This is a genomic window from Bradyrhizobium rifense, assembly GCF_008123425.1.
GTDB classification, from domain to species: domain Bacteria; phylum Pseudomonadota; class Alphaproteobacteria; order Rhizobiales; family Xanthobacteraceae; genus Bradyrhizobium; species Bradyrhizobium rifense.
In genome coordinates, this window is record NZ_VSSS01000041.1 from 1 (window position 1) to 24748 (window position 24748).

Annotated in this window: 25 protein-coding genes and 1 riboswitch; of the genes, 15 read left to right on the forward strand and 10 right to left on the reverse strand. The window is 65.1% G+C overall.

Going from position 1 to position 24748, the window contains the following annotated elements:
- The 3 genes from FXB40_RS26075 to FXB40_RS26085 all read left to right on the forward strand — a co-directional run.
- The coding region (locus FXB40_RS26075) for an electron transfer flavoprotein subunit alpha/FixB family protein (RefSeq protein WP_148775014.1) at positions 1-859 on the forward strand (859 nt) is incomplete at its 5' end.
- 193 nt (positions 860-1052) lie between these two features.
- Positions 1053-1934 carry a 3-hydroxybutyryl-CoA dehydrogenase gene (locus FXB40_RS26080; protein WP_148775015.1) on the forward strand — a complete coding sequence of 294 codons (882 nt, stop codon included), beginning with the start codon at positions 1053-1055 and terminating at the stop codon, positions 1932-1934.
- 67 nt (positions 1935-2001) lie between these two features.
- Positions 2002-2196, forward strand: coding sequence for a hypothetical protein (locus FXB40_RS26085; RefSeq protein WP_045005377.1), 195 nt, complete (start codon positions 2002-2004; stop codon positions 2194-2196).
- On the opposite strand, the gene tlpA is transcribed toward FXB40_RS26085, so the two are convergent.
- Positions 2193-2858: a thiol:disulfide interchange protein TlpA gene (gene tlpA / locus FXB40_RS26090; protein WP_148775016.1), complete on the reverse strand. Its 666-nt coding sequence runs from the start codon at positions 2856-2858 to the stop codon at positions 2193-2195. The two genes, FXB40_RS26085 and tlpA, sit on opposite strands and share 4 nt — an antisense overlap.
- Positions 2859-2959: 101 nt before the next feature.
- Here tlpA and argH point away from each other — a divergent pair, with 101 nt between their 5' ends.
- From argH to lysA, 3 genes are all read left to right on the forward strand, one after another.
- Complete coding sequence (gene argH / locus FXB40_RS26095; protein WP_148775017.1) at positions 2960-4357, forward strand: argininosuccinate lyase; 1398 nt, start codon at positions 2960-2962, stop codon at positions 4355-4357.
- A gap of 93 nt (positions 4358-4450) precedes the next feature.
- Entirely contained in the window at positions 4451-4741 is a 291-nt protein-coding gene (lptM, locus tag FXB40_RS26100) for an LPS translocon maturation chaperone LptM (RefSeq protein ID WP_148775018.1), read from the forward strand.
- Positions 4742-4764: 23 nt separating this feature from the next.
- The gene (gene lysA, locus FXB40_RS26105; RefSeq protein ID WP_148775019.1) at positions 4765-6030 is read left to right on the forward strand and encodes a diaminopimelate decarboxylase; all 1266 of its coding nucleotides are present in this window, start codon (positions 4765-4767) and stop codon (positions 6028-6030) included.
- 40 nt (positions 6031-6070) lie between these two features.
- Here lysA and FXB40_RS26110 read toward each other — a convergent pair whose 3' ends face one another.
- From FXB40_RS26110 to FXB40_RS26120, 3 genes are all read right to left on the reverse strand, one after another.
- Positions 6071-7804 (reverse strand): tannase/feruloyl esterase family alpha/beta hydrolase, encoded by a 1734-nt coding sequence (locus tag FXB40_RS26110; protein WP_148775020.1) that lies wholly within the window; start codon positions 7802-7804, stop codon positions 6071-6073.
- A gap of 148 nt (positions 7805-7952) precedes the next feature.
- Positions 7953-8861: an NAD(P)-dependent oxidoreductase gene (locus tag FXB40_RS26115; protein WP_148775021.1), complete on the reverse strand. Its 909-nt coding sequence runs from the start codon at positions 8859-8861 to the stop codon at positions 7953-7955.
- A gap of 117 nt (positions 8862-8978) precedes the next feature.
- A complete protein-coding gene (locus tag FXB40_RS26120; RefSeq protein WP_148775022.1) occupies positions 8979-9362 on the reverse strand; it encodes a carboxymuconolactone decarboxylase family protein in 384 nt (127 codons plus the stop codon).
- A 171-nt stretch (positions 9363-9533) separates the two neighbouring features.
- On the opposite strand from FXB40_RS26120, the gene FXB40_RS26125 reads away from it, so the two are divergent.
- Positions 9534-12143 (forward strand): TIGR02302 family protein, encoded by a 2610-nt coding sequence (locus FXB40_RS26125; protein WP_148775023.1) that lies wholly within the window; start codon positions 9534-9536, stop codon positions 12141-12143.
- 193 nt (positions 12144-12336) lie between these two features.
- Here FXB40_RS26125 and FXB40_RS26130 read toward each other — a convergent pair whose 3' ends face one another.
- Complete coding sequence (locus FXB40_RS26130) at positions 12337-12711, reverse strand: response regulator (RefSeq protein WP_148775024.1); 375 nt, start codon at positions 12709-12711, stop codon at positions 12337-12339.
- A gap of 36 nt (positions 12712-12747) precedes the next feature.
- Positions 12748-13626, reverse strand: coding sequence for an MJ0042-type zinc finger domain-containing protein (locus tag FXB40_RS26135; protein WP_148775025.1), 879 nt, complete (start codon positions 13624-13626; stop codon positions 12748-12750).
- 160 nt (positions 13627-13786) lie between these two features.
- Here FXB40_RS26135 and ftsE point away from each other — a divergent pair, with 160 nt between their 5' ends.
- The 4 genes from ftsE (at position 13787) to FXB40_RS26155 (ending at position 16969) form a co-directional block, all read left to right on the forward strand.
- Positions 13787-14446, forward strand: a complete 660-nt coding sequence (gene ftsE / locus FXB40_RS26140) for a cell division ATP-binding protein FtsE (protein ID WP_148775026.1) — start codon at positions 13787-13789, stop codon at positions 14444-14446.
- On the forward strand, positions 14439-15407 hold the full coding sequence (locus FXB40_RS26145) for a cell division protein FtsX (RefSeq protein ID WP_148775027.1): 969 nt from the start codon (positions 14439-14441) through the stop codon (positions 15405-15407). The genes ftsE and FXB40_RS26145 overlap by 8 nt, the downstream gene beginning before the upstream one ends.
- 72 nt (positions 15408-15479) lie before the next feature.
- Positions 15480-16184 (forward strand): YdcF family protein, encoded by a 705-nt coding sequence (locus FXB40_RS26150; protein WP_148775028.1) that lies wholly within the window; start codon positions 15480-15482, stop codon positions 16182-16184.
- An 11-nt stretch (positions 16185-16195) separates the two neighbouring features.
- Complete coding sequence (locus FXB40_RS26155; RefSeq protein ID WP_148775029.1) at positions 16196-16969, forward strand: lysophospholipid acyltransferase family protein; 774 nt, start codon at positions 16196-16198, stop codon at positions 16967-16969.
- Here the strand turns inward: FXB40_RS26155 and FXB40_RS26160 are convergent.
- Positions 16966-17565, reverse strand: a complete 600-nt coding sequence (locus FXB40_RS26160) for a gamma-glutamylcyclotransferase (RefSeq protein ID WP_187437145.1) — start codon at positions 17563-17565, stop codon at positions 16966-16968. The two genes, FXB40_RS26155 and FXB40_RS26160, sit on opposite strands and share 4 nt — an antisense overlap.
- Positions 17566-17675: 110 nt before the next feature.
- Between FXB40_RS26160 and FXB40_RS26165 the strand changes: the two genes are divergently transcribed.
- The 4 genes from FXB40_RS26165 to FXB40_RS26180 all read left to right on the forward strand — a co-directional run bounded on the left by FXB40_RS26165 (position 17676) and on the right by FXB40_RS26180 (position 21532).
- Positions 17676-18860, forward strand: coding sequence for a DUF2125 domain-containing protein (locus FXB40_RS26165; RefSeq protein ID WP_148775031.1), 1185 nt, complete (start codon positions 17676-17678; stop codon positions 18858-18860).
- A gap of 138 nt (positions 18861-18998) precedes the next feature.
- Positions 18999-19220 (forward strand): hypothetical protein, encoded by a 222-nt coding sequence (locus FXB40_RS26170; RefSeq protein WP_148775032.1) that lies wholly within the window; start codon positions 18999-19001, stop codon positions 19218-19220.
- A gap of 279 nt (positions 19221-19499) precedes the next feature.
- Positions 19500-21071, forward strand: coding sequence for a hypothetical protein (locus FXB40_RS26175; RefSeq protein WP_187437146.1), 1572 nt, complete (start codon positions 19500-19502; stop codon positions 21069-21071).
- A 17-nt stretch (positions 21072-21088) separates the two neighbouring features.
- On the forward strand, positions 21089-21532 hold the full coding sequence (locus FXB40_RS26180) for a hypothetical protein (protein ID WP_148775033.1): 444 nt from the start codon (positions 21089-21091) through the stop codon (positions 21530-21532).
- Here FXB40_RS26180 and FXB40_RS26185 read toward each other — a convergent pair.
- From FXB40_RS26185 to FXB40_RS26195, 3 genes are read right to left on the reverse strand one after another with little or no spacing between them, the layout of a single operon-like run.
- Positions 21529-22470 carry a prephenate/arogenate dehydrogenase family protein gene (locus FXB40_RS26185; protein ID WP_148775034.1) on the reverse strand — a complete coding sequence of 314 codons (942 nt, stop codon included), beginning with the start codon at positions 22468-22470 and terminating at the stop codon, positions 21529-21531. The two genes, FXB40_RS26180 and FXB40_RS26185, sit on opposite strands and share 4 nt — an antisense overlap.
- Entirely contained in the window at positions 22467-23561 is a 1095-nt protein-coding gene (gene hisC, locus FXB40_RS26190; protein WP_148775035.1) for a histidinol-phosphate transaminase, read from the reverse strand. Before hisC ends, FXB40_RS26185 begins: the two co-directional genes overlap by 4 nt.
- A gap of 34 nt (positions 23562-23595) precedes the next feature.
- Positions 23596-24444 (reverse strand): chorismate mutase, encoded by an 849-nt coding sequence (locus FXB40_RS26195; RefSeq protein WP_148775036.1) that lies wholly within the window; start codon positions 24442-24444, stop codon positions 23596-23598.
- 161 nt (positions 24445-24605) lie between these two features.
- A riboswitch (SAM riboswitch) is annotated at positions 24606-24685 on the forward strand.
- Positions 24686-24748: the final 63 nt, after the last annotated feature.

Consider the following 24748-nt stretch of genomic DNA (forward strand, 5'->3'; position numbering starts at 1 on the left):
CGTCCACGTGCTGGTCGCCGGCGGCGGGCAGGGCACCAAGGCTGCGGCCGAGGCGGCTTCGAAGCTCGCCGGTGTTGCCAAGGTGCTGGTCGCCGAAGGCGAGCCCTACGCGCACGATCTCGCCGAGCCGCTGGCCGCGCTGATCGTCTCGCTGGCCCCTGGCTACGATGCGATCGTCGCGCCCGCGACCTCGCGCTTCAAGAACGTGATGCCGCGCGTCGCCGCGCTGCTCGACGTCATGCAGGTCTCGGAGATCACCAAGGTGGTCGCGCCCGACACCTATGAGCGTCCGATCTATGCCGGCAACGCCATCCAGACGGTGAAGTCGAAGGACGCCAAGAAGGTCATCACGGTCCGTACCTCGACCTTCGCGGCGGCAGCTGCCGGCGGCAGCGCACCGGTCGAGAGCGTCGCGGCAGCGGTCGATCCCGGCCTGTCGTCCTTCGTCGGCGAGGAAGTCGCCAAGAGCGATCGCCCCGAGCTGACCTCGGCCAAGATCATCGTCTCCGGTGGCCGCGCCATGCAGAGCCGCGAGAACTTTGCAAAGTACATCGAGCCGCTCGCCGACAAGTTAGGGGCCGGTGTCGGTGCCTCGCGTGCGGCGGTCGACGCCGGCTATGCGCCGAACGACTGGCAGGTCGGCCAGACCGGCAAGGTCGTGGCCCCCGAGCTCTATGTCGCGGTGGGCATTTCCGGCGCGATCCAGCATCTGGCCGGCATGAAGGATTCCAAGGTGATCGTCGCGATCAACAAGGACGAGGACGCGCCGATCTTCCAGGTCGCCGATTATGGCCTGGTTGCCGACCTCTACCAGGCGGTTCCTGAACTCACCGACGCGCTCGCCAAGCTCGGCAAGTAAAATCGCAGTAAAAACACCGGCCGGAGTGGTACACTCCGGCCGGTGTTGCTTTTTCGAAGCGTTTTCTTTGGCGTGGGGCACGCCGGGGAAGCGATCCAATCTAGGTTTCGGGCCAAGGTTCTGATTAAATCAGGCCTCCCGGCTCGGGGGATTAGGCAGGCGCGACATGCGCGCCGTTCCGGTGGATGACATTATGGCGGCAGTGATCAAGAAGGTCGGCGTGATCGGCGCGGGGCAGATGGGCAACGGCATCGCGCATGTCGCGGCCTTGGCCGGCTTCGATGTGGTGCTGAACGACATCTCGGCCGACCGCCTCAAGTCAGGCATGGCGACCATCAACGGCAATCTGGCGCGCCAGGTCTCCAAGAAGGGCGTCACCGAGGACGACAAGGCCAAGGCGATTTCACGCATCAAGCTCGGCGAGAAGCTCGACGACCTCGCTGATTGCGATCTCGTGATCGAAACCGCGGTCGAGAAGGAAGAGGTCAAGCGCAAGATCTTCCACGACCTCTGCGCGGTGTTGAAGCCGGAGGCGATCGTCGCCTCCGATACGTCCTCGATTTCTATCACGCGGCTTGCCGCCGCCACCGACCGGCCCGAGCGCTTCATCGGCATTCATTTCATGAACCCGGTGCCGCTGATGGAGCTGGTGGAGCTGATCCGCGGCATCGCCACCGACGATTCCACCTTCGAGGCCTCCAAGGAATTCGTCGCCAAGCTCGGCAAGCAGGTCGCCGTCTCCGAGGATTTCCCGGCCTTCATCGTCAACCGCATCCTGCTGCCGATGATCAACGAGGCGATCTACACGCTGTACGAAGGCGTCGGCAATGTCGAGGCGATCGACGCGGCGATGAAGCTTGGCGCCCACCATCCGATGGGCCCGCTGGAGCTCGCCGATTTCATCGGCCTCGATACCTGTCTGTCGATCATGCAGGTGCTGCATGAGGGCCTGGCCGACTCCAAGTATCGGCCGTGCCCGCTGCTGGTGAAATACGTCGAGGCCGGCTGGCTCGGCCGCAAGACCCAGCGCGGCTTCTACGACTACCGCGGCGCCAAGCCGGTTCCGACACGCTGACATCGTGACAATTCATGTCGCGTTAACCCATCGCCCCTAGGCTGCGTCCGGTACGAGGGTTTGTGTAATGGACACGATGGCGATGGTCAGCTCCATGCTGGCCTCTCAGCAAGGCGCGCTGCAATCGAATGTCGCGGCGACGCTGATGAAGCAGAACGCGGACGCGGAGAAATCCGCCGTCCTGACGCTGCTGGGCGCCGGTCAGCCCTCGCTCGCCAATGTCGGCGCGGGCGTCGGCGGCAATCTGAATATCTCTGCCTAGAACGACGCAGCAGCCGGGCCTAACGCGGCCCGGAGCAGTTTGAGTGCGTCGTCGCTCGCCCATTCCGCCGGTCCCGCGATCGTCGCGATCTCGCAGCCCTGCGGATCGACCAGTACCGAGGTCGGCATGCCCAGGGCCCGGCCTATCGCCTTAAGATCCTGAAAAACCTTGGCTTTCTGATCGGTGAAATAGCCGAGCCTGGTCAAATTGGCGTCTTTCAGGAAATTCTTTGGCTTTTCGGGGTCGCGGGTGTCGATATTGATCGCGACCACCTCGAAATTCGGGCCTGAAAGCTTGGTCTGGAGCTGGTCGAGCGCCGGCATCTCTTTTCGACATGGCACGCACCAGGTGGCCCAGAGGTTGACCAGCAGGGTCTTGCCGCGGAAATCCGAGAGCTTCCTCGGCTTGCCGTCGGCATCCTCGAAGGCCAGGTCGGGCAGCTTCAGGGGGGTGCTGGCCATGGTCAGCGCCGCCACCTCGCCATGGGCGAGCGGGGCGATCTTTTTGGCCGTGGCCACCGCCGCGCGGCAGGCCGGATCGCCTGACGGGGTCCGGCTCAAGCCGAGCCCATACAGCGCGGCGAAGCCGGCCAGCCCGCCGACCACCACGGTGGCGATGACGATGGGGATCCGGCGCGTGGCGGAGGGCTTCTGGTCGAGCATATCGTTTGTCATCCGGTCGCAGATATGGCTATCAGGGGCCTCTTAATACGGCTGGCCTCCGCCAGCAAACATGCGGCAAAGCAAGGCGTGAGCAGGGGATCATGAGCAACAAGATGTGGGGCGGCCGGTTCTCGGAACGTCCCGATGAGATCATGGAAGAGATCAACGTCTCCATCGACGTCGATCGTCACCTCTTTGCCCAGGACATTGCCGCGTCCAAGGCCCACGCCGCGATGCTTGCCAGCCAGGGCATCATCACGGCCTCTGATGCGAAAAATATCGGCAAGGGTCTAGACACGATTTTGTCAGAGATCAGCAAGGGCGGCTTCCAGTTCAAGCGCGCGCTCGAGGACATTCACATGAATGTCGAGAGCCGCCTGTCGGAGCTGATCGGGCCCGCCGCCGGCCGCCTGCACACCGCACGCTCGCGCAACGACCAGGTTGCGACCGATTTCCGTCTCTATGTCCGCGACGTTCTCGACGAGACCGATGCCGCGCTCGCCGCGTTCCAGGCCGCGCTGGTCAATCGCGCGCTGGAGCATGCCGCGACCGTGATGCCCGGCTTCACGCATCTGCAGACCGCGCAGCCCGTGACGTTCGGTCACCACCTGCTCGCCTATGTCGAGATGGCTGCGCGGGATCGCGGCCGTTTCCAGGATGCGCGCAAGCGGCTCAATGAATCCCCGCTGGGTGCGGCCGCACTCGCCGGCACCTCGTTCCCGATCGACCGTCATGCCACTGCGAAGGCGCTGGCATTCGACCGGCCGATGGCGAACTCGCTCGATGCGGTCTCCGATCGCGACTTCGTGCTGGAGACGCTGTCGGCGGCCTCGATCTGCGCCGTGCACATGTCGCGTTTTGCCGAGGAGATCGTGATCTGGACCTCGCCGCTGGTCGGCATGATCCGGCTGAGCGACAAGTTCACCACCGGCTCCTCGATCATGCCGCAGAAGCGCAATCCTGATGCCGCCGAGCTGGTGCGCGCCAAGACCGGCCGCGTCATCGGCGCGCTCAACGGTCTCCTGATCGTGATGAAGGGCCTGCCGCTCGCCTACCAAAAGGACATGCAGGAGGACAAGCAGGGCGCGATGGAGGGCTTTGCCGCGCTATCGCTCGCCATCCGCGCCATGACCGGCATGGTCCGCGACCTCGAGCCGGATGAGGCCAAGATGAAAGCCGCTGCCGGCGAGGGCTATGCCACCGCGACCGATCTCGCCGACTGGTTGGTGCGGACCCTGAAGATGCCGTTCCGCGAGGCCCATCACGTCACCGGCCGCATCGTGGCCAAGGCCGCCGAGGGCGGCGTGGCGCTGCACGAGCTGCCGCTGAAAGAGATGCAGGCGATCGAGCCCAGGATCACCAAGGACGTGCTTGGTGTGCTCTCGGTCGAATCGTCGGTGAAGAGCCGCACCAGCTTCGGCGGCACCGCGCCGAAGAACGTGGCGAGCCAGGCCAAGGCCTGGGCGAAGCGGCTGGAAAAAGAGCGAAAATTGGGCTGAAGGCAAAATTTCGCTTATGTTTCATGGTCATCCGGCTCTCGCCAGAGCGCGCCAATCTCTGTATGGTGCGGCCCGCGTAGTGGGGATTTCGTCGTGACGTCAAAGTTTCGCCCGGCCGGCTCGGGGTGGGCCATCATTGTCTTGAGCCTGAGCGCGCTTGCGCTCGCCGGCTGCGGCCGCAAGGGTCCGCTCGACCTGCCGCCAACCGCCTCCAGCGCGTCCACGGCCAACATCGCCGCGCCGACCGATACAGAGACCGAAGCCCAGAAAACGCCGAGCGTGTTCAATCCGACCTATGGCGCGGATGCTGCGCCGGCGGCGACCAAGGGCCAGAAGAAACCGTTTATCCTCGACCCGCTCCTGGACGAAAAGCCCAGCCGATAGGCTGGGGCAACTGAGCCAACGCCATGAACCATTTCGACTACCGCAACGGCGTGCTGCACGCCGAGGCGGTGAACCTGTCCGAGCTGGCCGCGACCGTCGGCACGCCGTTCTATTGCTATTCGACCGCCACGCTTGAGCGGCATTACCGCGTCTTCGCCGATGCCTTTGCCGGCGAGAAGGTGCTGGTCTGCTACGCCATGAAGGCGAACTCCAACCAGTCGGTGCTGCGCACGCTCGCGAAGCTCGGCGCCGGCGCTGACGTCGTCTCCGGAGGCGAGCTGAAGCGCGCGCTGGCCGCCGGTATTCCCGGCAGCAAGATCGTGTTCTCCGGTGTCGGCAAGACCGAGACCGAGCTGCGCGCCGCACTCGCCGCCGACATCCTCTGTCTCAACGTCGAATCCGAGCCCGAGCTCGAATTGCTCTCGCGCCTTGCGACCGAGACGGGCAAGACCGCGCGGATCTCCATCCGCGTCAACCCGGACGTCGATGCCGGTACGCACGCAAAAATCTCCACCGGCAAGTCCGAGAACAAGTTCGGCATTCCGATCGTTCACGCCCGCGAGGTTTACGCGCGTGCCGCGAAACTGCCTGGGATCGAGGTGACCGGCACCGACGTTCATATCGGCAGCCAGATCACTGATCTCTCCAAGATGGAGACCGCGTTCCGCATCCTCTCCGAATTCGTGCAGACGCTGCGGTCCGACGGCCATAACATCAGCCACGTCGATTTCGGCGGCGGGCTCGGCATTCCCTATTACATGGACCGCGAGGCGCCGCCGGCGCCGGACGCCTATGCCGCGATGGTCAAGCGCGTCAGCCACAATCTCGGCTGCACCCTGATGTTCGAGCCGGGCCGCATGATCGTCGGCAATGCCGGCATCCTCGTCGCCAAGGTGATCTATGTGAAGCACGGCGACGGCAAGAATTTTGTCATTATCGACGCCGCGATGAACGACCTGATCCGCCCGACATTGTACGAGGCGCATCACGACATCCTGCCCGTGACGCAGCCCGCGCCGGGCGCTGCGACGATCGCGGCCGACGTTGTCGGTCCCGTCTGCGAAACCGGCGACTATCTCGCGCTCGACCGCACGATGCCGACGCCGAAGCCGGGCGATCTCATCGCCATCATGACCGCCGGTGCCTATGGCGCCGTGCAGGCCGGCACCTACAACACCCGGCCGCTGGTTCCGGAGGTGCTGGTAAAGGGTGATCAATACGCGGTCGTGCGCCCGCGCATCGAGGTCGAGCAGCTGATCGCGATGGATACGCCGGCGCCGTGGTTGTGAGGACGCCGGCGAGCATGCGCTCGCCGACGCCGCGTCTTCGTCACGGTCCGTATTTCGGAGCCGGCTTCTGGTTGAAGTCGTTCTCGTCGGTGACGCAGGTGAAGCTCGCCGCAACGTTGGTGTCGCCGCCGCCGTTGTATCTCGCGACCTTGGGGAAGACGCAGAGCGGCCGGGTCATCTGAACTGCGGGCGGCGTATCGGCCACAAACTTCGTGGCGAGGATCGTCTCCGGCGCGACGCCGGCCTCGACCCATTTGACCAGCGGCGTCAGCGCATCGAACGTGTTGGGACCGGGGCCGCCCGAGCAGTGGTACAGCCCGGGCACCATGAACAGACGCGCATAGCTCTGGGTCCGTCGCAGCGCCGGATTGCCATTGTCGTGATCGAAGAAGCCGACCGGTTGAGGCCCCTGGCCTTCATTCCCCACCAGCGCCAGGAAGTAGTTGATGCTGCTCTGTGACGGGATCAGCGGGTCGGCCCAACCGTGGTACATCAGCAGCTTGCCGCCATGCCCCCTGAATTCGCTGAGATCGGTGCTGGTCGCGTTGAGCACCGCGGCGAGCTGGTCGTCGACCTTGTCGATGTCGCGGTGGAAATCGAAATTGGCATAGTTGGTCGCGCTGGCCGGATAGCCGAAGCTCGGGCCGAACACCCAGTAGAACAGGCCGTCGAAGGCCGGCTCGGGCAGTCGTTCCTGGAACGCCAGGCCGAGGGCGAGGATGTCGTCAGTCTCGTTGCCGCGCTCGGAGCCCGGATTGACGAGCTGTCCATTCACCGGGTCGATCGTGCCGGCGTAATAGCGCTGCATGGTCGTGACCTGATCGGAGGTCAGGCATGCCGGCGGCATGCTGCCACCTTTGCAGAGCAGGACCTTCGGATCGAAATGACAATCGCGCGGATCGGTCAGGAACTGATCGGTCTTGGCGCCGCCGTCCTGGCCGACGCATTGCTTGAGCACGGCCTGGTTGATCAGCGTCATCTGGCCGGTCTGGATGAACCGGCCGGTGCTCGCATGCGTGTTCTGCCAGCCATAGAGTCCCGCCATGTGCAAATGGGTGCGGTTGAATGCGGCGGCGCCAGCGAGAATGCCGTCATAGTCGTTGGGGAAGCGCTGCGCCTCCATCAGGGCGTTCTGGCCGCCGGTGGAGCAGCCGGCGAAATAGGCCCGTTGCGATCGATGGCCGTAAAACGCGCTGACGATCTCCTTGCCCCGCTCGGTCATCAGATGGATTGCGCGGTAGCCGAAATCCTTGATCCGCTCGGGATGTCCGAACAGGCCCGTCGACGGCGCCGTCGGATCGCCGAAGTCGATCGCGAGCGGATTGCCCATGTTGCCGGCCGAGCCGCAGAACAGCGGATTGCATCCCGATGACCCCGTGCCGAGGTCGCTGTTGGTCGCGGCAAAGCCGCCCTGGATGCCGAGGGCGAGCTCGTTGTACGTGATCGTGCCCTGGAAGCCGCCGCCGCCGGTGCCGAGGAACCTGCCGTTCCACGTGCTCTCGGGCAGCCAGACCTCGATCTTGATGCTGGAATCCGAGCTCGGGATCAGCGTTGCGGTGATGCGGCAGAACGCGGGAAGGCCGGTGATCGGGGCGCCGCCGGGCGGCACGAAGGTGCCGGTGGTGTTGTCGTCCGCCGAATTGATCACCGTGTGCTGCAGTTGCAAGGATCGAAGATTGGTGCACGCCGTCGCCATGGCGGGCGAAGTACCGAGTGCGACACAGGCAAACAGGGCCGTGGTCGCACCGACAAGTAAGTGTCGATGACGCTTCATTCCGTCCTCCCTGATTTTTTTGCAGTCGTGTAGGGCGGACAGGATAGCCGAGCGCGATCACAACTCAAGGATGTTGCGTTGCGATCAGATGCATTCGCGAGCGATCGAGGAAATTCACGTCGCGGTTGTGATGAGGTTGGCGCTGACGTTACTTCCCGGCAAGTCCACCCGGCTTGCCGCCGACGATGACTCCTGCCTTCTTCTCGATCGGCTTGATCGCCGCGGTGAAATCGGACTCGGCGCCTTCCGCGCTGATCACCGTCTCCCACAGCCGTCCGACGGCATCGGCGACCTCCATCGACAGGCCGAGCTGCTTCATCTCCTCCAGGGCGAGCCGAACGTCCTTCACCATCAGTCCCGTGGAGAAGCCGAAATCGAAGGTCCGCGGCAGCACCGAGCGCGGAAACTTGTCGCGGCTTGCGGTGTTCATGCCCGAGCCTGAATTGATGACGTCGATCATCACGGCGGGATCGAGCCCGGCCTTTACGCCCATCACCACGGCTTCCGACGTCGCCACGATCGCGGTGGCCGAGAGGAAATTGTTGGCGAGCTTCATGGTCTGTGCAGCACCCGGCTTCTCGCCGATGAAGAACACCTTTCCGATCACGTCGAGCGCCGGCTTCAACAGCTCGAACTCCGCCTTCGGTCCCGATACCATCACCGCCAGCGTGCCCTTTTCGGCGCCGCCGACCCCACCGGACACCGGGCAGTCGATCTGCACGATGTTGCGTTTTGCCAGTAGGCCGTGAATCTTCGCCGCCATCGCCGAGCCGACTGTGGAGAGATCAATGAAGCGTTTGGCGCGGCTGCCCTCGATCACGCCGTTCGCGCCCGTGGCGACCTCCAGCGAGGCCTGCAACGACGGCAGGCTCGCCATCACGGTCTCGACCTTGTCGGCAACGTCCTTCGGCGACGTCGCAGCGGTGGCTCCGCGCGCAACGAGCTTGTCGACGACCTCCTTGCGGGTGTCGAACACGACGAGACTGTGGCCGGCCTCGACCAGCCGCCGCGCCATCGGGAAACCCATGTTTCCGAGGCCGATGAATCCGATGTCCATGGTGTTTCCTTGTTTCTTCGTTGTTATTGATCCGCGGTGCCCACCCTCGGTGTCTTCCTGGCTTTCGCCAGGACGACGGTGGTGAGGGACCGTGCGTCCCTCACGTTACTCAACCCTTCACGCCTTCCCGTCGATCTCCGCGAACACCTCGCGCGCGACGCGAAAACTGTCTACCGCGGCCGGCATGCCGCCATAGATCGCGACCTGCATCAGGATCTCGCGGATTTCGTCGCGGGTGACGCCGTTGGTGAGCGCGCCCTTCAGATGCGCGCGGAACTCGTGCTGGCGGTTGAGGATCGCGATCATCGCGATGTTGAGCATGCTGCGGGTCTTGCGCGGCAGCTCCTCGCGGCCCCACACCGTGCCCCAGCAATATTCGTTGAGCATCTCCTGGAACGGACGGTTGAAGTCGTCGACATTCTTCAGCGCGTTGTTGACATAGGCCTCGCCCAGCACCGCTTTGCGGACTTCCAGGCCCTTGTCGTGCATCTTCTTGTCCATGGCGTTTCCTTTATTTCCCTTTGGGAATGGCGCCGCGGAAACTACGGGGTTGAGCCGGAGCAGTCACGTCCTCGTGTTATGCGGGAAAAGGGGGATGTCCCGTACAGGAACGGATGCCTCAGTGCTGCCGTTGTGGTACGCTCCACTCTGCCGGGTAACCTGGAGAGTTGATTGAACGGCGTCACCCCCGAGCCGTCAGACCCGATCCGCGATGGCGATGCTCTGTCGCGGTTGAAGCTGGCGCAGGCCCTCGAGCGGTCCACTTATGCCATCGCGTGGGAGCGTGCCTGGCCCGGGTTGGCGCGTGTTCTCACCGTTGTCGGCCTGTTTCTGGTGGTGTCCTGGGCCGGCCTCTGGCTGGCGCTGCCGTTTGTGGCCCGTCTCATCGGTCTCATCATTTTCGCAGGCCTTGCGGCTGGTGCCCTGTTCCCCCTGATTCGGTTTCGCTGGCCGAGCCGCGAAGAGGCGCTCGCCCGGCTCGACCGCGGTTCGGGCATCCGTCACCGCCCCGCCACTACGCTCACGGACACGCTGACCTCGCAGGACCCGGTTGCGCAGGCGCTCTGGCAGGCGCAGCGCGAGCGCACGCTGGCCTCGCTCAAGCGCATCCGCGCCGGTTTGCCGCACCCGCGCCTCGCCATCCATGACCCCTGGGCGCTGCGCGCGCTGGTCATGGTGATGCTGGTTGCGACCTTCTTCGCCGCCGGCGACGAGCGCGCGATGCGACTGGGCGCCGCCTTCGACTGGAACGGCGTGCTGACGCCGACCAATATCCGCGTCGACGCCTGGGTTACCCCGCCGCTCTACACCGGAAAGCCGCCGGTGATCCTGTCGGCCGCCAACAAGGAAGCCGCAGCGCTTCCGGCCTCCGGCCCGCTCGCCGTGCCCGCCGGCTCGACCCTGATCGTGCGTTCTTCCGGCGGCAGCCTCGATGTCGCCGTCTCGGGCGGCCTCAAGGAAGTCGCGCCGACTGAAGCCACGCCCAAGGGCACCAACGAGAAGCATTTCACCATCACCAGCGACGGCACCGCGCATGTCCGTGCGCCGTCGGGTCAGCCGCAATGGGCCTTCGCGGCGACGGCGGACCACCCGCCGACGATCGCGCTGGCCAAGGATCCGGAGCGCCAGGCCCGCGGCGCGCTCCAGCTCGTCTACAAGATCGAGGACGATTACGGCGTCACCGGCGCCGAGGCGCAGGTCGCTCCGCGCACCGCCGATGCCGGCAAGGACGGCGACGCCAAGACGGCGGCGCGGCCGCTGTTCCAGCCGCCGCAGTTTCCGCTGGTGCTGCCGAATGCGCGCACCCGCAACGGTGTCGGCCAGACGGTGAAGGATCTCAGCGAGGATCCCTATGCCGGCGCCGATGTCACGCTGACGCTCACTGCCAAGGACGAGGCCGGCAACGAGGCGAAGAGCGAGCCGTTCAACATGCGCCTGCCCGAGCGGCTGTTTACAAAGCCGCTCGCACGCGCGCTGATCGAGCAGCGCCGCATCCTCGCGCTCGACGCCAACAAGAACTCCGACGTCTACACCGCGCTCGACGCGCTGATGATCGCGCCCGAGCTGTTCACGCAGGAGACCGGGCAGTATCTCGGTCTCTACAGTGTCGCGCGTCAGCTCGAGGCGGCGCGTACGGATGATTCATTGCGCGAGGTCGTGGCGAGCCTGTGGGCGCTCGCGGTGACGATCGAGGACGGCAACATCTCCGACGTCGAGAAGGCGTTGCGCGCGGCGCAGGACGCGCTGAAGCAGGCGCTGGAGCGCGGCGCCAGCGACGAGGAGATCAAGAAGCTCACACAGGATCTGCGGGCGGCGCTCGACAATTTCATGCGCCAGCTCGCCGAGCAGTTCCGCAACAACAAGGACGCCCAGCAGCTTGCGCGTCCGCTCGATCCCAACACAAAAATCCTGCGCCAGCAGGACTTGCAGAACATGATCGACCGCATGGAGCGGCTGTCGCGCTCGGGCGACAAGGACGCGGCCAAGCAGCTGCTCGACCAGCTCCAGCAGATGCTGGAGGGCCTTCAGATGGCGCAGCCGGGGCAGTCCGGCGAGAGCGACATGGAGCAGGCGCTCAATGAGCTCGGCGACATGATCCGCAAGCAGCAGCAATTGCGCGACAAGACCTATAAGCAGGGCCAGGACTCCCGGCGCGATCGCATGCGCGGCAAGCAGCAGCAGGGCGACCAGTCGATGTCGGACCTGCAGCAGGACCAGCAGGCGCTGCGCGACCGCCTGAAGAAGCTCCAGGACGAAATGTCCAAGCGCGGCCTCTCGCAGAAGGGCCAGAAAGGCCAGCAGGAACAGAAGGGCCAGCAGGGTCAGCAAGGTGACCAGGGCCAGGATGGCGATCAGGACGCTGACCAGGGTGATGATGACGGTGGGCTCGATTCCGCCGACAACGCCATGGGCGATGCGGGCTCAAAGCTTGGCGACGGCAATGCCGACGGCGCGGTGGATTCCCAGGGCAAGGCGCTGGATGCGATGCGCAAGGGTGCGCAGAAGATGGCCGAAGCGATGCAGCAGGGCGACGGTGACGGCCAGGGTGATGGTCCCGGCAATCGCACCGGGCGCCAGCAGAGCGGTGGCAACCAGACCGACCCGCTCGGACGTCCGCTGCACGGCCGCGAATTCGGCGACGATTACACCGTCAAGATCCCCGGCGAGATCGACGTGCAGCGCGTCCGCCGCATCCTCGAAGAACTCCGTCGCCGTCTCGGCGACCCCTCGCGCCCGCAGATCGAGCTCGACTATATCGAGCGGCTGCTGAAGGATTTTTGAGGGCTACGCTCTCGCCACGTTTTCCGTCATTGCGAGCGCAGCGAAGCAATCCGTCACCGTCACCCTGAGGTGCTCGCCTCTTCGGCGAGCCTCGAAGGGCGACGGCCCGGCTGCATCGGGGCCGTCCATCCTTCGAGGCTCGCGTTCCGCGAGCGCCTCGGGATGACGGATCTGGTGCGGTCAAGTTGAGGCTTCAGGTTTTCTTCGCCGCCAGCGCATCCGCCACCGCCGTGCGGATATCCGCGACCGAGAACGGCTTTGTCACGACGTCATGCACCAGCGCATTCAAATTCGAGGCACGCTCGCGCTGATCGGCAAAGCCCGTCATCAGCAAAATGGTCAGCTGGGGAAAGTCACGCGCAGCCGAGAGCGCGAGTGCGATGCCGTCCATGACGGGCATCTGGATGTCGGTGAGCAACAGATCGAACGCGCCGTCCTCGCGGGTCAGGATCTCCAGCGCCTCGGCGCCGTCCTGTGCGGTGACGGTCTCGTGGCCGTCCATGGCGATGGCGCGCGCCACGAGCTGGCGCATCGAATCCTCGTCATCGGCGATCAACACTTTTGGCATGGGACGAACCTTCCCGTGCGGGACGCTCCAGGTTGATTATACGCTGCCACCGGCAATGTCGCGCCGGTTGAAGAAGCGAACGTCGATATTGCGGCCTTCCGGCGGCGGCGAGGCCAGGCGCGAACGGAAGAAGGCGCGCTCGCCGGGTTGCAGTACGGTCTGCTCCAGCACCGAATTCCAGGCGTAGATCTCGGCGCCTTGCGCGTCGCGCACGGCAAAGCGCAGGCGCGGAATATCGAGCGGCTTCTTGCCCAGGCCCACGATCACGCCCTCGATTACCAGCACCTGCTTACCGTCTACGGTCTCAGTCGAGAGCTTGACGTCCTTGAAGGCCAGCCCGCGCAGGTTCACCTCGAAGCCGACCATCTTGTAGAAGGCCGCGGTCTGCGGCAGCAGGCGGACCATGTCGCCACGCCAGATCACCAGCGCCAGCACCAGCGCGCCCATGGCCGCGCAGGTGGTCGGCAGGCCGTAATAGGATTTCCGCCGAACCACGACGGGGGCCGGGCGGCTCACCTTTGCCCCCCGGCGGCTGAACAGGCCGCTGAACCAGGACTGGTGCTGCGCACCGACGACTTCCTCCTCGGCCTCCCGGGCCGCTGTCGACCATTCGTCTTCGGCTTCCGTGGTGTCCTCGGTCGGCCAATCGCTGGCGATCGAGGGGCTTTCGACCACCGGGGTCTCGGCGGCGGCGTCGTCCTTGGCGTAGGAGTTCCACTCTGCGGCGAGGTCGGACTGGTCGTCGGCCTGGCTGGCTGTGGCCATGGCCGGTACCGCCGCCTCCTCGATGGCATCCTCGGGATGCGCCATCCAGGTCTCCTTGCAGCGGGAGCAGCGGACCGTCCGCCCGTTGGCCCCAAGGCTCGCAAGCTTGATGGCGTAGGATGTCGTACAATGGGGGCAGACAATATGCATGGACGGCCTCGACGATGACCCGGTCGTGCGGAACCGGGCGGCCAAGATGCTACAAGGCGACCGTTAACGAACCGGAAACCATAACGGTCGCAAAACCCGTGGAACATCTGTGGCGGTGCGTCGCGTCGCGACCATCGCCCCCTCTCGAACGGAGCTGAGCTTGGTTCGGTTCGAAAATGTCGGATTACGCTACGGTCTGGGACCGGAGATCCTGCGCGACCTCAATTTCCAGATCCCGGCGCATTCCTTCCAGTTCCTCACCGGGCCGTCCGGCGCCGGCAAGACGTCATTACTGCGCCTGTTGTTCCTGTCGCACCGGCCGACGCGCGGCCTCGTCAATCTGTTCGGCCACGACATCTCCCAGCTCGGCAAGGACGAGATCGCGGATCTGCGCAAGCGCATCGGCATCGTGCTCCAGGATTTCCGCCTGCTCGACCACATGACGACCTATGAGAACGTGGCGCTGCCGTTCCGCGTCATGGGCCGCAACGAGTCGAGCTATCGGAAAGAAGTCATCGACCTCTTGCGCTGGGTCGGGCTCGGCGAGCGCATGGATGCGCTGCCGCCGATCCTGTCCGGCGGCGAGAAGCAGCGTGCGGCGATTGCGCGCGCGGTGATCTCGCGGCCGCAGCTGCTGCTCGCGGACGAGCCGACCGGCAGCGTCGATCCGACGCTCGGGCGCCGGCTGCTGCGGCTCTTCATCGAGCTCAACAAATCCGGCACGGCCGTCATTATCGCAACCCACGACATCGCTCTGATGGACCAGTACGAAGCGCGCCGCTTCGTGCTGCATCAGGGCCGGTTGCACGTCTATGAGTAGGACCGACGAGCGCGGCGTATTGGTCGATCTCGGACAGGAACGTCCGCAGCTTCCCGCGCGGGCGCGCAATATGTCGCCGATCGTGCCGCGCGCCTCGATCCATGGCCGCGCGCTGGTCGCTGTCGTCGCGATCATGACCTTCCTCGCCTCGATGACGACAGGCACGGTGCTGCTGGTCAGCGCCTCCGCCGCGGAATGGCAGTCGGATGTCGCGAGCGAGATCACCATCCAGGTCCGCCCGCAATCCGGACGCGACATCGAGCGCGACACCGCTGCCGTCACCGAGGCGATGCGCGCGCAGGCCGGCATCGTCGAGGTCAAGCCGTTCACCAAGGACGAGAGCGGCAAGTTGCTCGAGCCCTGGCTCGGCACCGGGCTGTCGATGGACGATCTGCCGGTGCCGCGCATGATCATCGCGCGCGTGCAGCCCGGCACGGCGCTCGATCTCGGTGCCTTGCGCGCCCGCGTGACGCAGGTGGCGCCAAGTGCAAGCCTTGACGATCATCGCGCCTGGATCGAACGGATGCGCTCGATGACCAACGCCACTGTGTTCGCCGGCATCGGCATCCTCGCGCTCGTCATCGTCGCGACCATCATCTCGGTCTCGTTCGCGACCCGCGGCGCCATGGCGGCGAACCGCCCGATCGTCGAGGTCCTGCATTTCGTCGGCGCCGGCGACCGCTACATTGCCAATCATTTCCTGCGGCACTTCCTTAGGCTTGGCCTCGAAGGCGGCGTCATCGGCGGCGGCGTCGCCATGCTGCTGTTCGGCTTCTCCGAGTCGATCGCCGGCTGGTTCTCCGGCACTCCGGTCGGCGACCAGTTCGCGGCGCTGCTCGGCACCTTCTCGCTGCGGCCGTCCGGCTATGTCGTGCTCGCGGTGCAGGCCGTCCTGATCGGCGCCATCACAGCGGCCGCCTCGCGCCAGACCCTGTTCGCGACGCTCAACGACGTCGATTGAGCCCGCTAAACCGGACTCCACTTCGCCTCAAAACGTCCTAAAATAATCCGGGGAAGGGATCACCGACATCATATGACCTCGCCGACCGACGATCCATCGCCGAAACTGCCGCGCGGCTGGCTCCGCGCGACCGTGGTGTCGACGGTTGCGTTCGTTTTCGTCGGCGCGGCGGCGGGCTTCGTCGCGTTCCTGTCGCAATTGCGCGGCGCCGAGATCGCGCCGGACCGCAAGGCTGACGGCATCGTGGTGTTGACCGGCGGCTCCTCGCGGGTGTCGGATGCGATGGAGCTGTTGGCGGCCGGTTACGGCAAAAGGCTCTTGATTTCGGGCGTGCATCCGACCTCGACGGCGAGCGACATCTCCCGGACGCTGCCGGAGAACCAGTCCTTCATGACCTGCTGCGTCGACCTCGACCGCACCGCGCTCACGACCCGGGGCAATGCGGAGGAAGCGCGGCGCTGGGCCGTGGGACGCGGCTTCAAATCGCTGATCGTGGTCACCTCGAACTATCACATGCCGCGCGCGCTGGTGGAATTCTCGCATGCGATGCCGGAGACCACGCTGGTCCCGTTCGCCGTGGTCGGCGACAAATGGCGCGAAGAGCCGTGGTGGACTTCGGCCTCGACGCTGCGGCTGCTGTTGTTCGAATATGTCAAGTATATCGCCGCCGAGCTCAGGGTGCGGCTGGAAGATTTCGGGATTGACCTTTCCCCCGAAGTATCGGAGCAGCCTGCGGGTCTGCAATCCAGGCGGCCTGCCACCGCGCAGGCCAATTGATCGGATTTTCGATGTTCCTGATTTTCCTGCGCTCGCTCGTCTTCAACGTGCTGTTCTACGCCGTGCTGGTGTGCCTCGCGATCGTAGCGCTGCCGACCTTCGCCTTGCCGCCGCGCGCCATGCTGACGATTGCGAAATGGTGGGCGAAGGCGACGATTTTCCTGATGCGCGTGGTCTGCAACATCAAGGTGGAATTCCGCGGCGTCGAGAAGATCCCGCAGGGACCACTGGTGATCGCCGCGAAGCACCAGTCGTTCTGGGAAACCTTCGTGCTGCCGGGCTTCTTCAATCACCCGATCTTCATCCTCAAGCGCCAGCTGATGCAGATTCCGGTGTTCGGTCAGTTCCTGGTCAAGACCGGGATGATCGCGATCGACCGCAAGGCCGGCGTCAAGGCGTTGCTGGACATGACGCGTCGCGCGCGCGAGGCGGTGCGCGCCGGCGGCCAGCTCGTGATCTTTCCGGAAGGCACGCGTCGCGCGCCGGGGGCGACGCCGGACTACAAGACCGGCTTTGCGCAGATCTATTCATCCTGCGGCGAGCGGTGCCTGCCGATCGCGCTCAATTCCGGCCTGTTCTGGCCGCGCCGGACCTTCATGCGCTATCCCGGCACGCTGGTGGTGGAGTTCCTCGATCCGCTGCCGTCGGGCCTGCCCAAGGATGAATTTCTCACGCGCGTGCAGACCGCGATCGAGGATGCCACCATCCGCCTCGTCGAAGCGGGCCGCAAGGAGCAGGAGCAATTGATCGGCAGTGCGCCGAGCTACGCTCCCTCGGAGAGCTAGCGGTTCTCTCGATCTTCGGTGGGAGCCGGGGCGTGCGCACCATGCAGCATCGTCGCGAGCTGATGCAATTGGGTGTCGCGAAAGCCTTCGGCCTCGATCGCCTTCACGGTCGCCGTCACGTAGTCGCGGTTGGCGCCGGACTGGCCGTGACCCTGCAGCACATGGCGGTGCTGGTCGGCGAGCGACAGCCGGCCGGCATATTGCACATGGCCGCGGTCGACGACATAGGCGAGGGCGGAGACGCGCTCACGCGCTTCGTTCTCCAGCCATACCGAGCGCATCACCTCGCGATAGACCGAGGTCACCTGCTCGCGCGCACGCAGATTGGCGACCACATCAGCACGATTTTTCTCAGCGACCCGGAAGGCGATGCCGCGGCAGGCGCCGCCGCGGTCGAGCCCCAGCACCAGGCCCGGCTGCTCCGGCGTGCCGCGATGCACGAAGGAATAGACGCAGAGCGCGCGATGCTCGCCGACCAGCCGGGCAGGGACGCGCTCCTCGAATTCGAAGCTCGGCCGCCACATCAGCGATCCGTAGCCGAACACCCAGAGGTCGCCCTTGGCTGACGTGACGTTGGGAAGGGTGATTTCCGACATTTCGGGCACGGCTACCAGAAGCCTGCCCCCAAGCGAAGCGAATTCTCCGCCTTTCGTCCGGGGCCAGCCTCGCTTACATTTGACAAAATCTGGGGCCAAAGGGTCGCCGTATGTCCGATATGACCATTGCCGCAGGCCGGCGCTCCCGTTGGGGGCTCTTCATTGCTCCCGTCCTCCTCCTGATCCTTGCCGTCGCCTGGAGCGGCTTCTGGTTCTATGCGGCCTCGCAGGCCGAGGTCGCGGCCGATGCCTGGCGCGCGCAGGAGGCCAAATCCGGCCGCATCTATGATTGCGCCAAGCGCTCGATTGCCGGCTTCCCGTTCCGCTTCGAGGTCCAGTGCTCCGGCGCCAGCGTCGCGCTGGTGTCGCAGAATGCCAGCAAGACGCCGTTCACGGCCAAGCTCGACAACATTCTGGTTCTGGCGCAGGTCTATGATCCCAAGCACGTCATTGCCGAGTTTTCCGCGCCGGCAACGCTCGTCGACGGCGTCACGCAAAACACCTTCGTGGTGAACTGGAGCAAGGGGCGCAGCAGCGTGGTCGGCCTGCCGGCCATCCCGGATCGTGCCTCCATCGTGTTCGACGATCCCAGCGTCAACCGGGTCGACGGCAGCGTGCAGGTGCCGCTCGCGCGCGCCAAGCAGATTGAGCTGCATGGGCGCATCGCGGATGGATCGCCGGCCGATCACCCCGTGATCGAGACCGTGCTTCAAGTCGCGCAGGGCAGCATCCAGGGCGTTCATCCCTTGCTCGCCGAGCCGTTCGACGCCGACACGCGCGCGAGGATCAGCGGGCTCTCCGATCTCACCCCAAAACCCTGGCCGCAGCGCTTCCGCGAGATCCAGGCCGCCGGCGGCCACATCGAGATCGTGCAGTCGCGGATCCAGCAGGGCGAGATGGTCGCGGTCGCGGCCGGCACGCTGGGCCTCTCGGCCAATGGCCGACTGGATGGCGAATTGCAGATGACCGTGACCGGCCTCGAGCGCGTCATCCCGGCGCTCGGTATCGAGAAGATGCTGGAAGAGGGCGTGCCGCAGGCAACGCTCGATCGCGTCGCGCCCGGCGTGAAGTCAAAGGACCTCAACAATCTCTTTGGCGCGCTCGACCGTGCCGTTCCCGGCCTCGGCAAGGTCATCAAGCAGAACGCCAACGCCGGCGTTGCCGCCGGCATCAACTCGATCGGCACCGAGAGCACGCTCGAGGGCAAGAAGGCCCGCAGCTTCCCGCTGAAATTCGTCGACGGCGCCGTGCTGCTCGGCCCGGTCACGGTCGGCCAGATTCCGCCGCTGTATTAGCTGTCGTTGCTCTCACCGGCGGCGTCACGGTCTCTTCGCCATATCGTGATCGTCCGCCGGGAATGCGGAGCCGCAAAGCCCGCTCTCTCTCCATGTCGGCTGCCCGATGAAGCGGGCCGCCGAGGCAGGAGAGAATCCATGACGACATCCAGGCTGTTCGTTGCCGCCATCGCCGTTTCGACCGCACTCGCGACGCCTGCGTTCGCGCAGTGGCGATCGCAGGAGCCGGCCGCCCACGAAACCCAGTATCCGAACGGCGACCGCAATCTCGCGAGCCCTGCGACGCGCGATACGATGGCTTATTTGCCTTCTGCGAAATCACCGCGCCCCACGGTGATCCGCGCGACCAAGGGTCAATAGCCGCCATCCCCCTTGAGACTTTGCGCGTCGCGGAGTTGGGCCCGGCCATGTCCCGGTCGGGCCCAATGCGCGCTGCATCGTGGGCGCAGCAATCGCGCGCGTGCGGATCGGTCGAGCGGTGAAAATATTCCGAACATGATCGTCAGGAAAATGTGATGCAGAAGATGCGCCTCGCCGAGAATAACAGCCCGCCCATTCGCATCACTCCACACCAGGGAAGCATGCACGCGCCGGGGACGCAACCAATAGCACCTGCTTCCCCAGTGGAGGGAGGCTTACGTGCGGATCATCAACTACGGACTGATGCTGGGACTACTCGCTGCCTGTTCAGGACAGGCGCGTGCCGACGACAATGTCACAACCGAACTCCAGGCGCTGAAAGCGAAGCTGAAGGAGCTGCAGCAGAAGGTGGATTCGGAGGCGCGTAAGACGCGTCAGGTCGACGCGGTGCAGGCCAAAGCCATGCCGATGCCGGGGACCTACAAGGCGCTGCCCGTCGAGTCATGTGCGGGCGGCAAGGTCTGCTACAAGGGCGTCACGCTGACATTCGGCGGCTGGGTCGATCTCACCGGCATCTACCGCTCGCGCAACATCGCCTCCGACACCGGCTCGGTCTACAATTTCATCCCGTATCAGCAGGCCCACAATTTCTATGTGCCGGAGACGCGGTTCTCCGCGCGCCAGAGCCGGTTCTCGGTGCTGGCCGAAGGCAACGCCGATCCCGATACGCATCTTGCCGGCTACGGCGAAATCGACTTCGAGGGCGCGGCGCAAACTGCGAGCTCGGTTGCCACCAACTCCTTCAATCCGCGGATGCGGCAGCTCAGTCTCGAGGTCGACCGATCCGATCTCGGTCTCCACTTCCTGGCGGGGCAATCGTGGTCGTTGAACTCACCGGGCAAAGCGGGCATCGATTCCCACGGCGTCGATGCGCCCGGCGTGATCGACTTCGAATCCGTTCCGGGATTTATCTCCGCGCGGCAGCCGGGCTTGCGCGTCTGGCAGGACATCGGGCCGGAGTTCAAGTTGGCCGCGTCGGTCGAGAATGCCCAGACAGCGTTCTTCGGCGGCAACGTCCCGACTGTCGGCACCCCCGCCGTCGGCCCGCAGGGTGTGCTGAACCCAAACCTGCAAGTCAATCTGACCGGACCGGGCGGCAGCTTCTTCAACAGCCTCAACAATGTCAGCCTGAACCAGGTGCCTGACTTTACCGTCAAGGCGGCATGGGATCCGAGGCTCGGGCCCTACAAGCTGCATGTCGAGGCCTGGGCGCTCTATCGCCAGCTGTTCGACCGCTTCAACGGCGCCAATCATACCTACGACACCGGGAGTTTCGGCGGCCACATCTTCGCCGAGCTGATTCCGAAAACGCTCGACCTCCAGCTCTACGGCTCGCACGGCGTGCTCGGGCGCTTTACGCAGACGCCGTTCCCGGACGCGGCGGTCGGGCAGGACGGCACCGTTCTTCCGCTCACGATTACGGCGGCTACAGTCGGACTGGTTTGGCACGCGACGCCGAGTCTCGATGTCTACTCCTATGCCGGCCTGGAAAAGGCCAAGGCCAATTTCGCCAATGTCGGAACCACTCCGTTCGGCTACGGCAATCCGCTCTACAACAACACGGGCTGCTTCACCGAGAACACACCGGCGGCGACCTGTAACGGCAACACCAAGGAAGTCCGGCAGGTCACCGCCGGCATCTACGACACCATCTACCAGGGCAATTACGGCACGCTGAAAGCCGGCGTGCAGTACTCCTACACGCAGCGGCTCGCCTTCGACGGTGTCGGCGGCGCGCCCAAGACCGACGACAACATCGTCATGACGCAGATCCGGTACTATCCGTTCTAATCTCCAGAGGACGGCAATTGTCCGACGGTCTTCTGATCCTTCGGCTCGCGCACGTCGTCGCCCGGCTTGGCCTGGCGATGACGGGCGCGGTCGGCGCCACCTTCGTCGCCGCATTGCTGATGCGGGCCGAGCTGCCCTGGTTCGACACCGTCGAATTCACTGTCCTGCTGATCGTGCTCGGAATGATCGGCGCCTATCTCGGGATCGATATTCCGCGCTGGCCGCAGCTTCAGGCGGGGCCGGCGCATCGATCGCCCGCGATCGGTCTTGCCAGCGCGACCGGCACGTTCCTCGCCGCTGGAGCGGGCCTGCTCGCGCTCTATGCTTTCGTGTTCGACGAGACGTCCGATGCCGCCGGCAATCTCCTGTTCGGCGCCACCTGGATGCTGGGTGTGTGCATGCAGATCGGCGCCGGTCTTGCCGGCCGGCGCCGTATCGTGCGGGTCAAGGACCGCGGTTAGCCGGGCTTCTTGTCGAGCTGTCCGTGCTGGCGGCCGAAGTCCGCGGCGGCCGAATCCTGGCCGATCTCGACGATGCCGCGGCGGATGGCGCGGGTGCGGGTGAAGTGATCGAACAGCGCTTCGCCGTCGCCGCGACGGATCGCGCGGGTGAGTTTTGCCAGATCCTCGGTGAAGGTGCCGAGCATCTCCAGCACGGCCTCCTTGTTGGCGAGGAACACGTCGCGCCACATCGTCGGATCGGAGGCCGCGATGCGGGTGAAGTCGCGGAAACCGCCGGCGGAGAATTTGATGACTTCGGACTCCGTCACCTGCTGCAGCTCGTCGGCGGTGCCGACGATGGTGTAGGCGATCAGATGCGGCAGATGGCTGGTGATCGCGAGCACGAGATCATGATGATCCGGCGTCATCACCTCGACCTTGGCGCCCATCGCCGCCCAGAACGCGCGTAAGTGCGCGGTGGCCGCGGCGTCGGTGCCTTCCGGCGGCGTCAAAATGCACCAGCGGTTGATGAAGAGCTCGGCGAAGCCGGAATCTGGCCCCGAATGCTCGGTGCCCGCCACGGGGTGCGCCGGCACGAAATGAATAGTCTTCGGCAGATGCGGCGCCATGTCCCTGACGATCGCGCCCTTGACCGAGCCGACGTCGGAGATCACGGCGCCGGGCTTGAGATGCGCGGCAATCTCCTGCGCCACCGGTCCGCAGGCGCCGACGGGAATGCAGAGGATGACGAGATCGGCATCCTTCACGGCTTCCGCATTGGTCGCCACGACCTGGTCGACGATGCCGAGCTCGAGCACGCGCGCGCGCGTTTTCTCCGAGCGCGCGGTGGTGACGATCTCTCCAGCCAAGCCCTGAAGCTTCGCAGCGCGCGCGATCGAGCCGCCGATCAGACCGAAGCCGATCAGCGCGACGCGCTGGAAGTGCGGGTCCACGCTCATTTGCCGGCCATGAAGTCGCGCAGGGCCTCGACGACGAGGCGGTTGGCCTCCTCGGTGCCGATGGTCATGCGCAGCTGATGGTGCAGGCCGTAATTCTTCAACGCGCGCAGCACGAGGCCGCGCTTGGTGAGATACGCATCGGCTTCTTCCGAGGTCTTGCCGTCTTTCGGGAAATGGATCAGCACGAAATTGGCGACGCCCGGCGTCACCTTCAGCCCGAGCTTGGTGATCTCTTCAGTGAGCCAGTTGCGCCAGGTCTCGGTGAACTGCTTCGACATCGCCTGGTGCGCGGTGTCCTCGATGGCGGCGACCGCGGCATACATCGCCGGCGTCGACACGTTGAAGGGACCGCGGATGCGATTGACCGCGTCGATGATGTGCTCGGGGCCGAACATCCAGCCGATGCGCAGCGCCGCGAGGCCGTGGATCTTGGAGAAGGTGTGCGTCACCACCGTATTCTCGGTGGTGGAAACGAGCTCGATCCCCATCTCGTAATCGTTACGGGAAACGTAGTCGCAATAGGCGGCGTCCAGCACCAGCAGTACGTGCGAGGGCAGGCCGGCGCGCAGCCGCTTGACCTCGTCGAACGGGATATAAGTGCCGGTCGGGTTGTTGGGGTTGGCGAGCCAGACCAGTTTTGTCTTCGGCGTCACCGCCTTGAGGATCGCGTCGACGTCGCAGGTCAGGTTCTTTTCCGCCGCGACCACATTCCTGGCGCCGACCGCCATGGTTGCGATCGGGTAAACCAGGAAGCCGTGCGTGGTCGAGATCGCCTCGTCGCCGTGGCTGAGATAGGTGTGGGCGAGCAGGTTGAGGATCTCGTCCGAGCCGGCGCCGCAGATGATGCGGTTCGGGTCGAGGCCAAAGTGGCGGCCGATCGCTTCGCGCAGCACGCGCGAGGTGCCTTCCGGATAGTCTTCCAAATGGTCCGCGACGTGCTTGAAGGCCTCGATCGCCTTGGGCGAGGGTCCGAACGGCGTCTCGTTGGCCGAGAGCTTGAACACCTTGCGGCCCGGCTCAGCGACCGGGCTCTTGCCGGGCGTGTAGGGCGCAATATCGAGAATGCCGGGATTCGGCACGGGGCGGGACATCTTCAACTCCGGATAGGCTAGGTCAGTTCGCGATTTACGATTTCGGCCCGGTCGGGGGCACCGTATAGCGCGTTGCGTGGCTGCCGACGAGGGCCGTGGAGCGCACCGAGGCCCCCGCGTCGATCAGGGCAGCCCTGATCTTGTCGATGCTGGTGGCGCTCGTGACCGAGACCAGCAGTGCGGCGCCGTCGAAGGCGGTATCGGGCACCGCCACGATCTCGGCGAGCGGCGACAGGGCGCGGGCGACCTCCGCGTTCCAGCCCGATACGCGCACGCTGAAGGTCTCGACCTCCGTCACCACCGCGCTGTCGGCGACGCGCGAGATCGCAAACACCGGCAGAGCGGCCGGATGGTCGGCACGCTCGACAAAGGGCATCCGCGCGATGATCTTCGGCGCGCCGTCCGCTTCCAGCTCCAGCCACCATGGCGTGCGGCTCGAAGTCGCCGAGACCAGCGCCAAATCGCCCTTGGATTTCGCCACCGCTTCGACCGCGGCCTGCGCGCTGAAATGCGCGACGTAGGGAACCGTGAAGCCGAAATGGAAGCGCACGGAATCGCGCATTGCCGGCTCGCTCACCGAGATGTCGGCATGCACCGAGAACGGCGCCTGGACATAGGTGAAAGTGGAGATGATGACGCGCCAGATGCTCTCGACCGTATCGAGCGGCAGGATGCCGCGATGGCGCTGCACGATGTCGCGCATCATGGAGGCTTCGCGCGCCGGGCGGAACGCCGAGCCGACTTCCTGGGTCTGCTTCACCTGGATCAGGCGGTCGATGATGTCGCCGCGCTGCATCAACAGGCGATGCATGCCCTCGTCGATCGCGTCGATCTCCTTGCGCAATTCCTGGAGCGATGGTGGCGCGGGCGGACGTTGGGACATATCTGCGAGGTGCTGTTGTGAGGCTGCGGTCGGTGTCCTGATTAGGCAGTCAGGACGGCGAAAGCAAAGAGAAATGACAGCCTTTTTGGCGGACTTATCAGGGTTGAATTTGGCTCATCTGGACCGCGACTTGACGAAAAGCGCCCAAGCCGGTAGGTTTTTGCCTGTTCCGTGGTCATTTGAGCCGGCCGGCTTGCAGCCACGTTAAAAAACTCGCTAAACAGGCCGGGGACGCTTTCGATCCCGGCCGAACCTATCGTTCAGGCCGGGTTTTTCATGGCCTGATTTCATCGCGGTCTCACGT

What these genes read in the sequence shown, in the direction of transcription:
- FXB40_RS26080 (WP_148775015.1), top strand. Translation starts at nt 1,053, where the DNA reads ATGGCGGCAGTGATCAAGAAGGTCGGCGTGATCGGCGCGGGGCAGATG.
- FXB40_RS26085 (WP_045005377.1), top strand. Translation starts at nt 2,002, where the DNA reads ATGGACACGATGGCGATGGTCAGCTCCATGCTGGCCTCTCAGCAAGGC.
- tlpA (WP_148775016.1), bottom strand. Translation starts at nt 2,858, where the DNA reads ATGCTCGACCAGAAGCCCTCCGCCACGCGCCGGATCCCCATCGTCATC.
- argH (WP_148775017.1), top strand. Translation starts at nt 2,960, where the DNA reads ATGAGCAACAAGATGTGGGGCGGCCGGTTCTCGGAACGTCCCGATGAG.
- lysA (WP_148775019.1), top strand. Translation starts at nt 4,765, where the DNA reads ATGAACCATTTCGACTACCGCAACGGCGTGCTGCACGCCGAGGCGGTG.
- FXB40_RS26110 (WP_148775020.1), bottom strand. Translation starts at nt 7,804, where the DNA reads ATGAAGCGTCATCGACACTTACTTGTCGGTGCGACCACGGCCCTGTTT.
- FXB40_RS26115 (WP_148775021.1), bottom strand. Translation starts at nt 8,861, where the DNA reads ATGGACATCGGATTCATCGGCCTCGGAAACATGGGTTTCCCGATGGCG.
- FXB40_RS26120 (WP_148775022.1), bottom strand. Translation starts at nt 9,362, where the DNA reads ATGGACAAGAAGATGCACGACAAGGGCCTGGAAGTCCGCAAAGCGGTG.
- FXB40_RS26130 (WP_148775024.1), bottom strand. Translation starts at nt 12,711, where the DNA reads ATGCCAAAAGTGTTGATCGCCGATGACGAGGATTCGATGCGCCAGCTC.
- FXB40_RS26135 (WP_148775025.1), bottom strand. Translation starts at nt 13,626, where the DNA reads ATGCATATTGTCTGCCCCCATTGTACGACATCCTACGCCATCAAGCTT.
- FXB40_RS26145 (WP_148775027.1), top strand. Translation starts at nt 14,439, where the DNA reads ATGAGTAGGACCGACGAGCGCGGCGTATTGGTCGATCTCGGACAGGAA.
- FXB40_RS26150 (WP_148775028.1), top strand. Translation starts at nt 15,480, where the DNA reads ATGACCTCGCCGACCGACGATCCATCGCCGAAACTGCCGCGCGGCTGG.
- FXB40_RS26155 (WP_148775029.1), top strand. Translation starts at nt 16,196, where the DNA reads ATGTTCCTGATTTTCCTGCGCTCGCTCGTCTTCAACGTGCTGTTCTAC.
- FXB40_RS26160 (WP_187437145.1), bottom strand. Translation starts at nt 17,565, where the DNA reads ATGTCGGAAATCACCCTTCCCAACGTCACGTCAGCCAAGGGCGACCTC.
- FXB40_RS26165 (WP_148775031.1), top strand. Translation starts at nt 17,676, where the DNA reads ATGTCCGATATGACCATTGCCGCAGGCCGGCGCTCCCGTTGGGGGCTC.
- FXB40_RS26170 (WP_148775032.1), top strand. Translation starts at nt 18,999, where the DNA reads ATGACGACATCCAGGCTGTTCGTTGCCGCCATCGCCGTTTCGACCGCA.
- FXB40_RS26185 (WP_148775034.1), bottom strand. Translation starts at nt 22,470, where the DNA reads ATGAGCGTGGACCCGCACTTCCAGCGCGTCGCGCTGATCGGCTTCGGT.
- hisC (WP_148775035.1), bottom strand. Translation starts at nt 23,561, where the DNA reads ATGTCCCGCCCCGTGCCGAATCCCGGCATTCTCGATATTGCGCCCTAC.
- FXB40_RS26195 (WP_148775036.1), bottom strand. Translation starts at nt 24,444, where the DNA reads ATGTCCCAACGTCCGCCCGCGCCACCATCGCTCCAGGAATTGCGCAAG.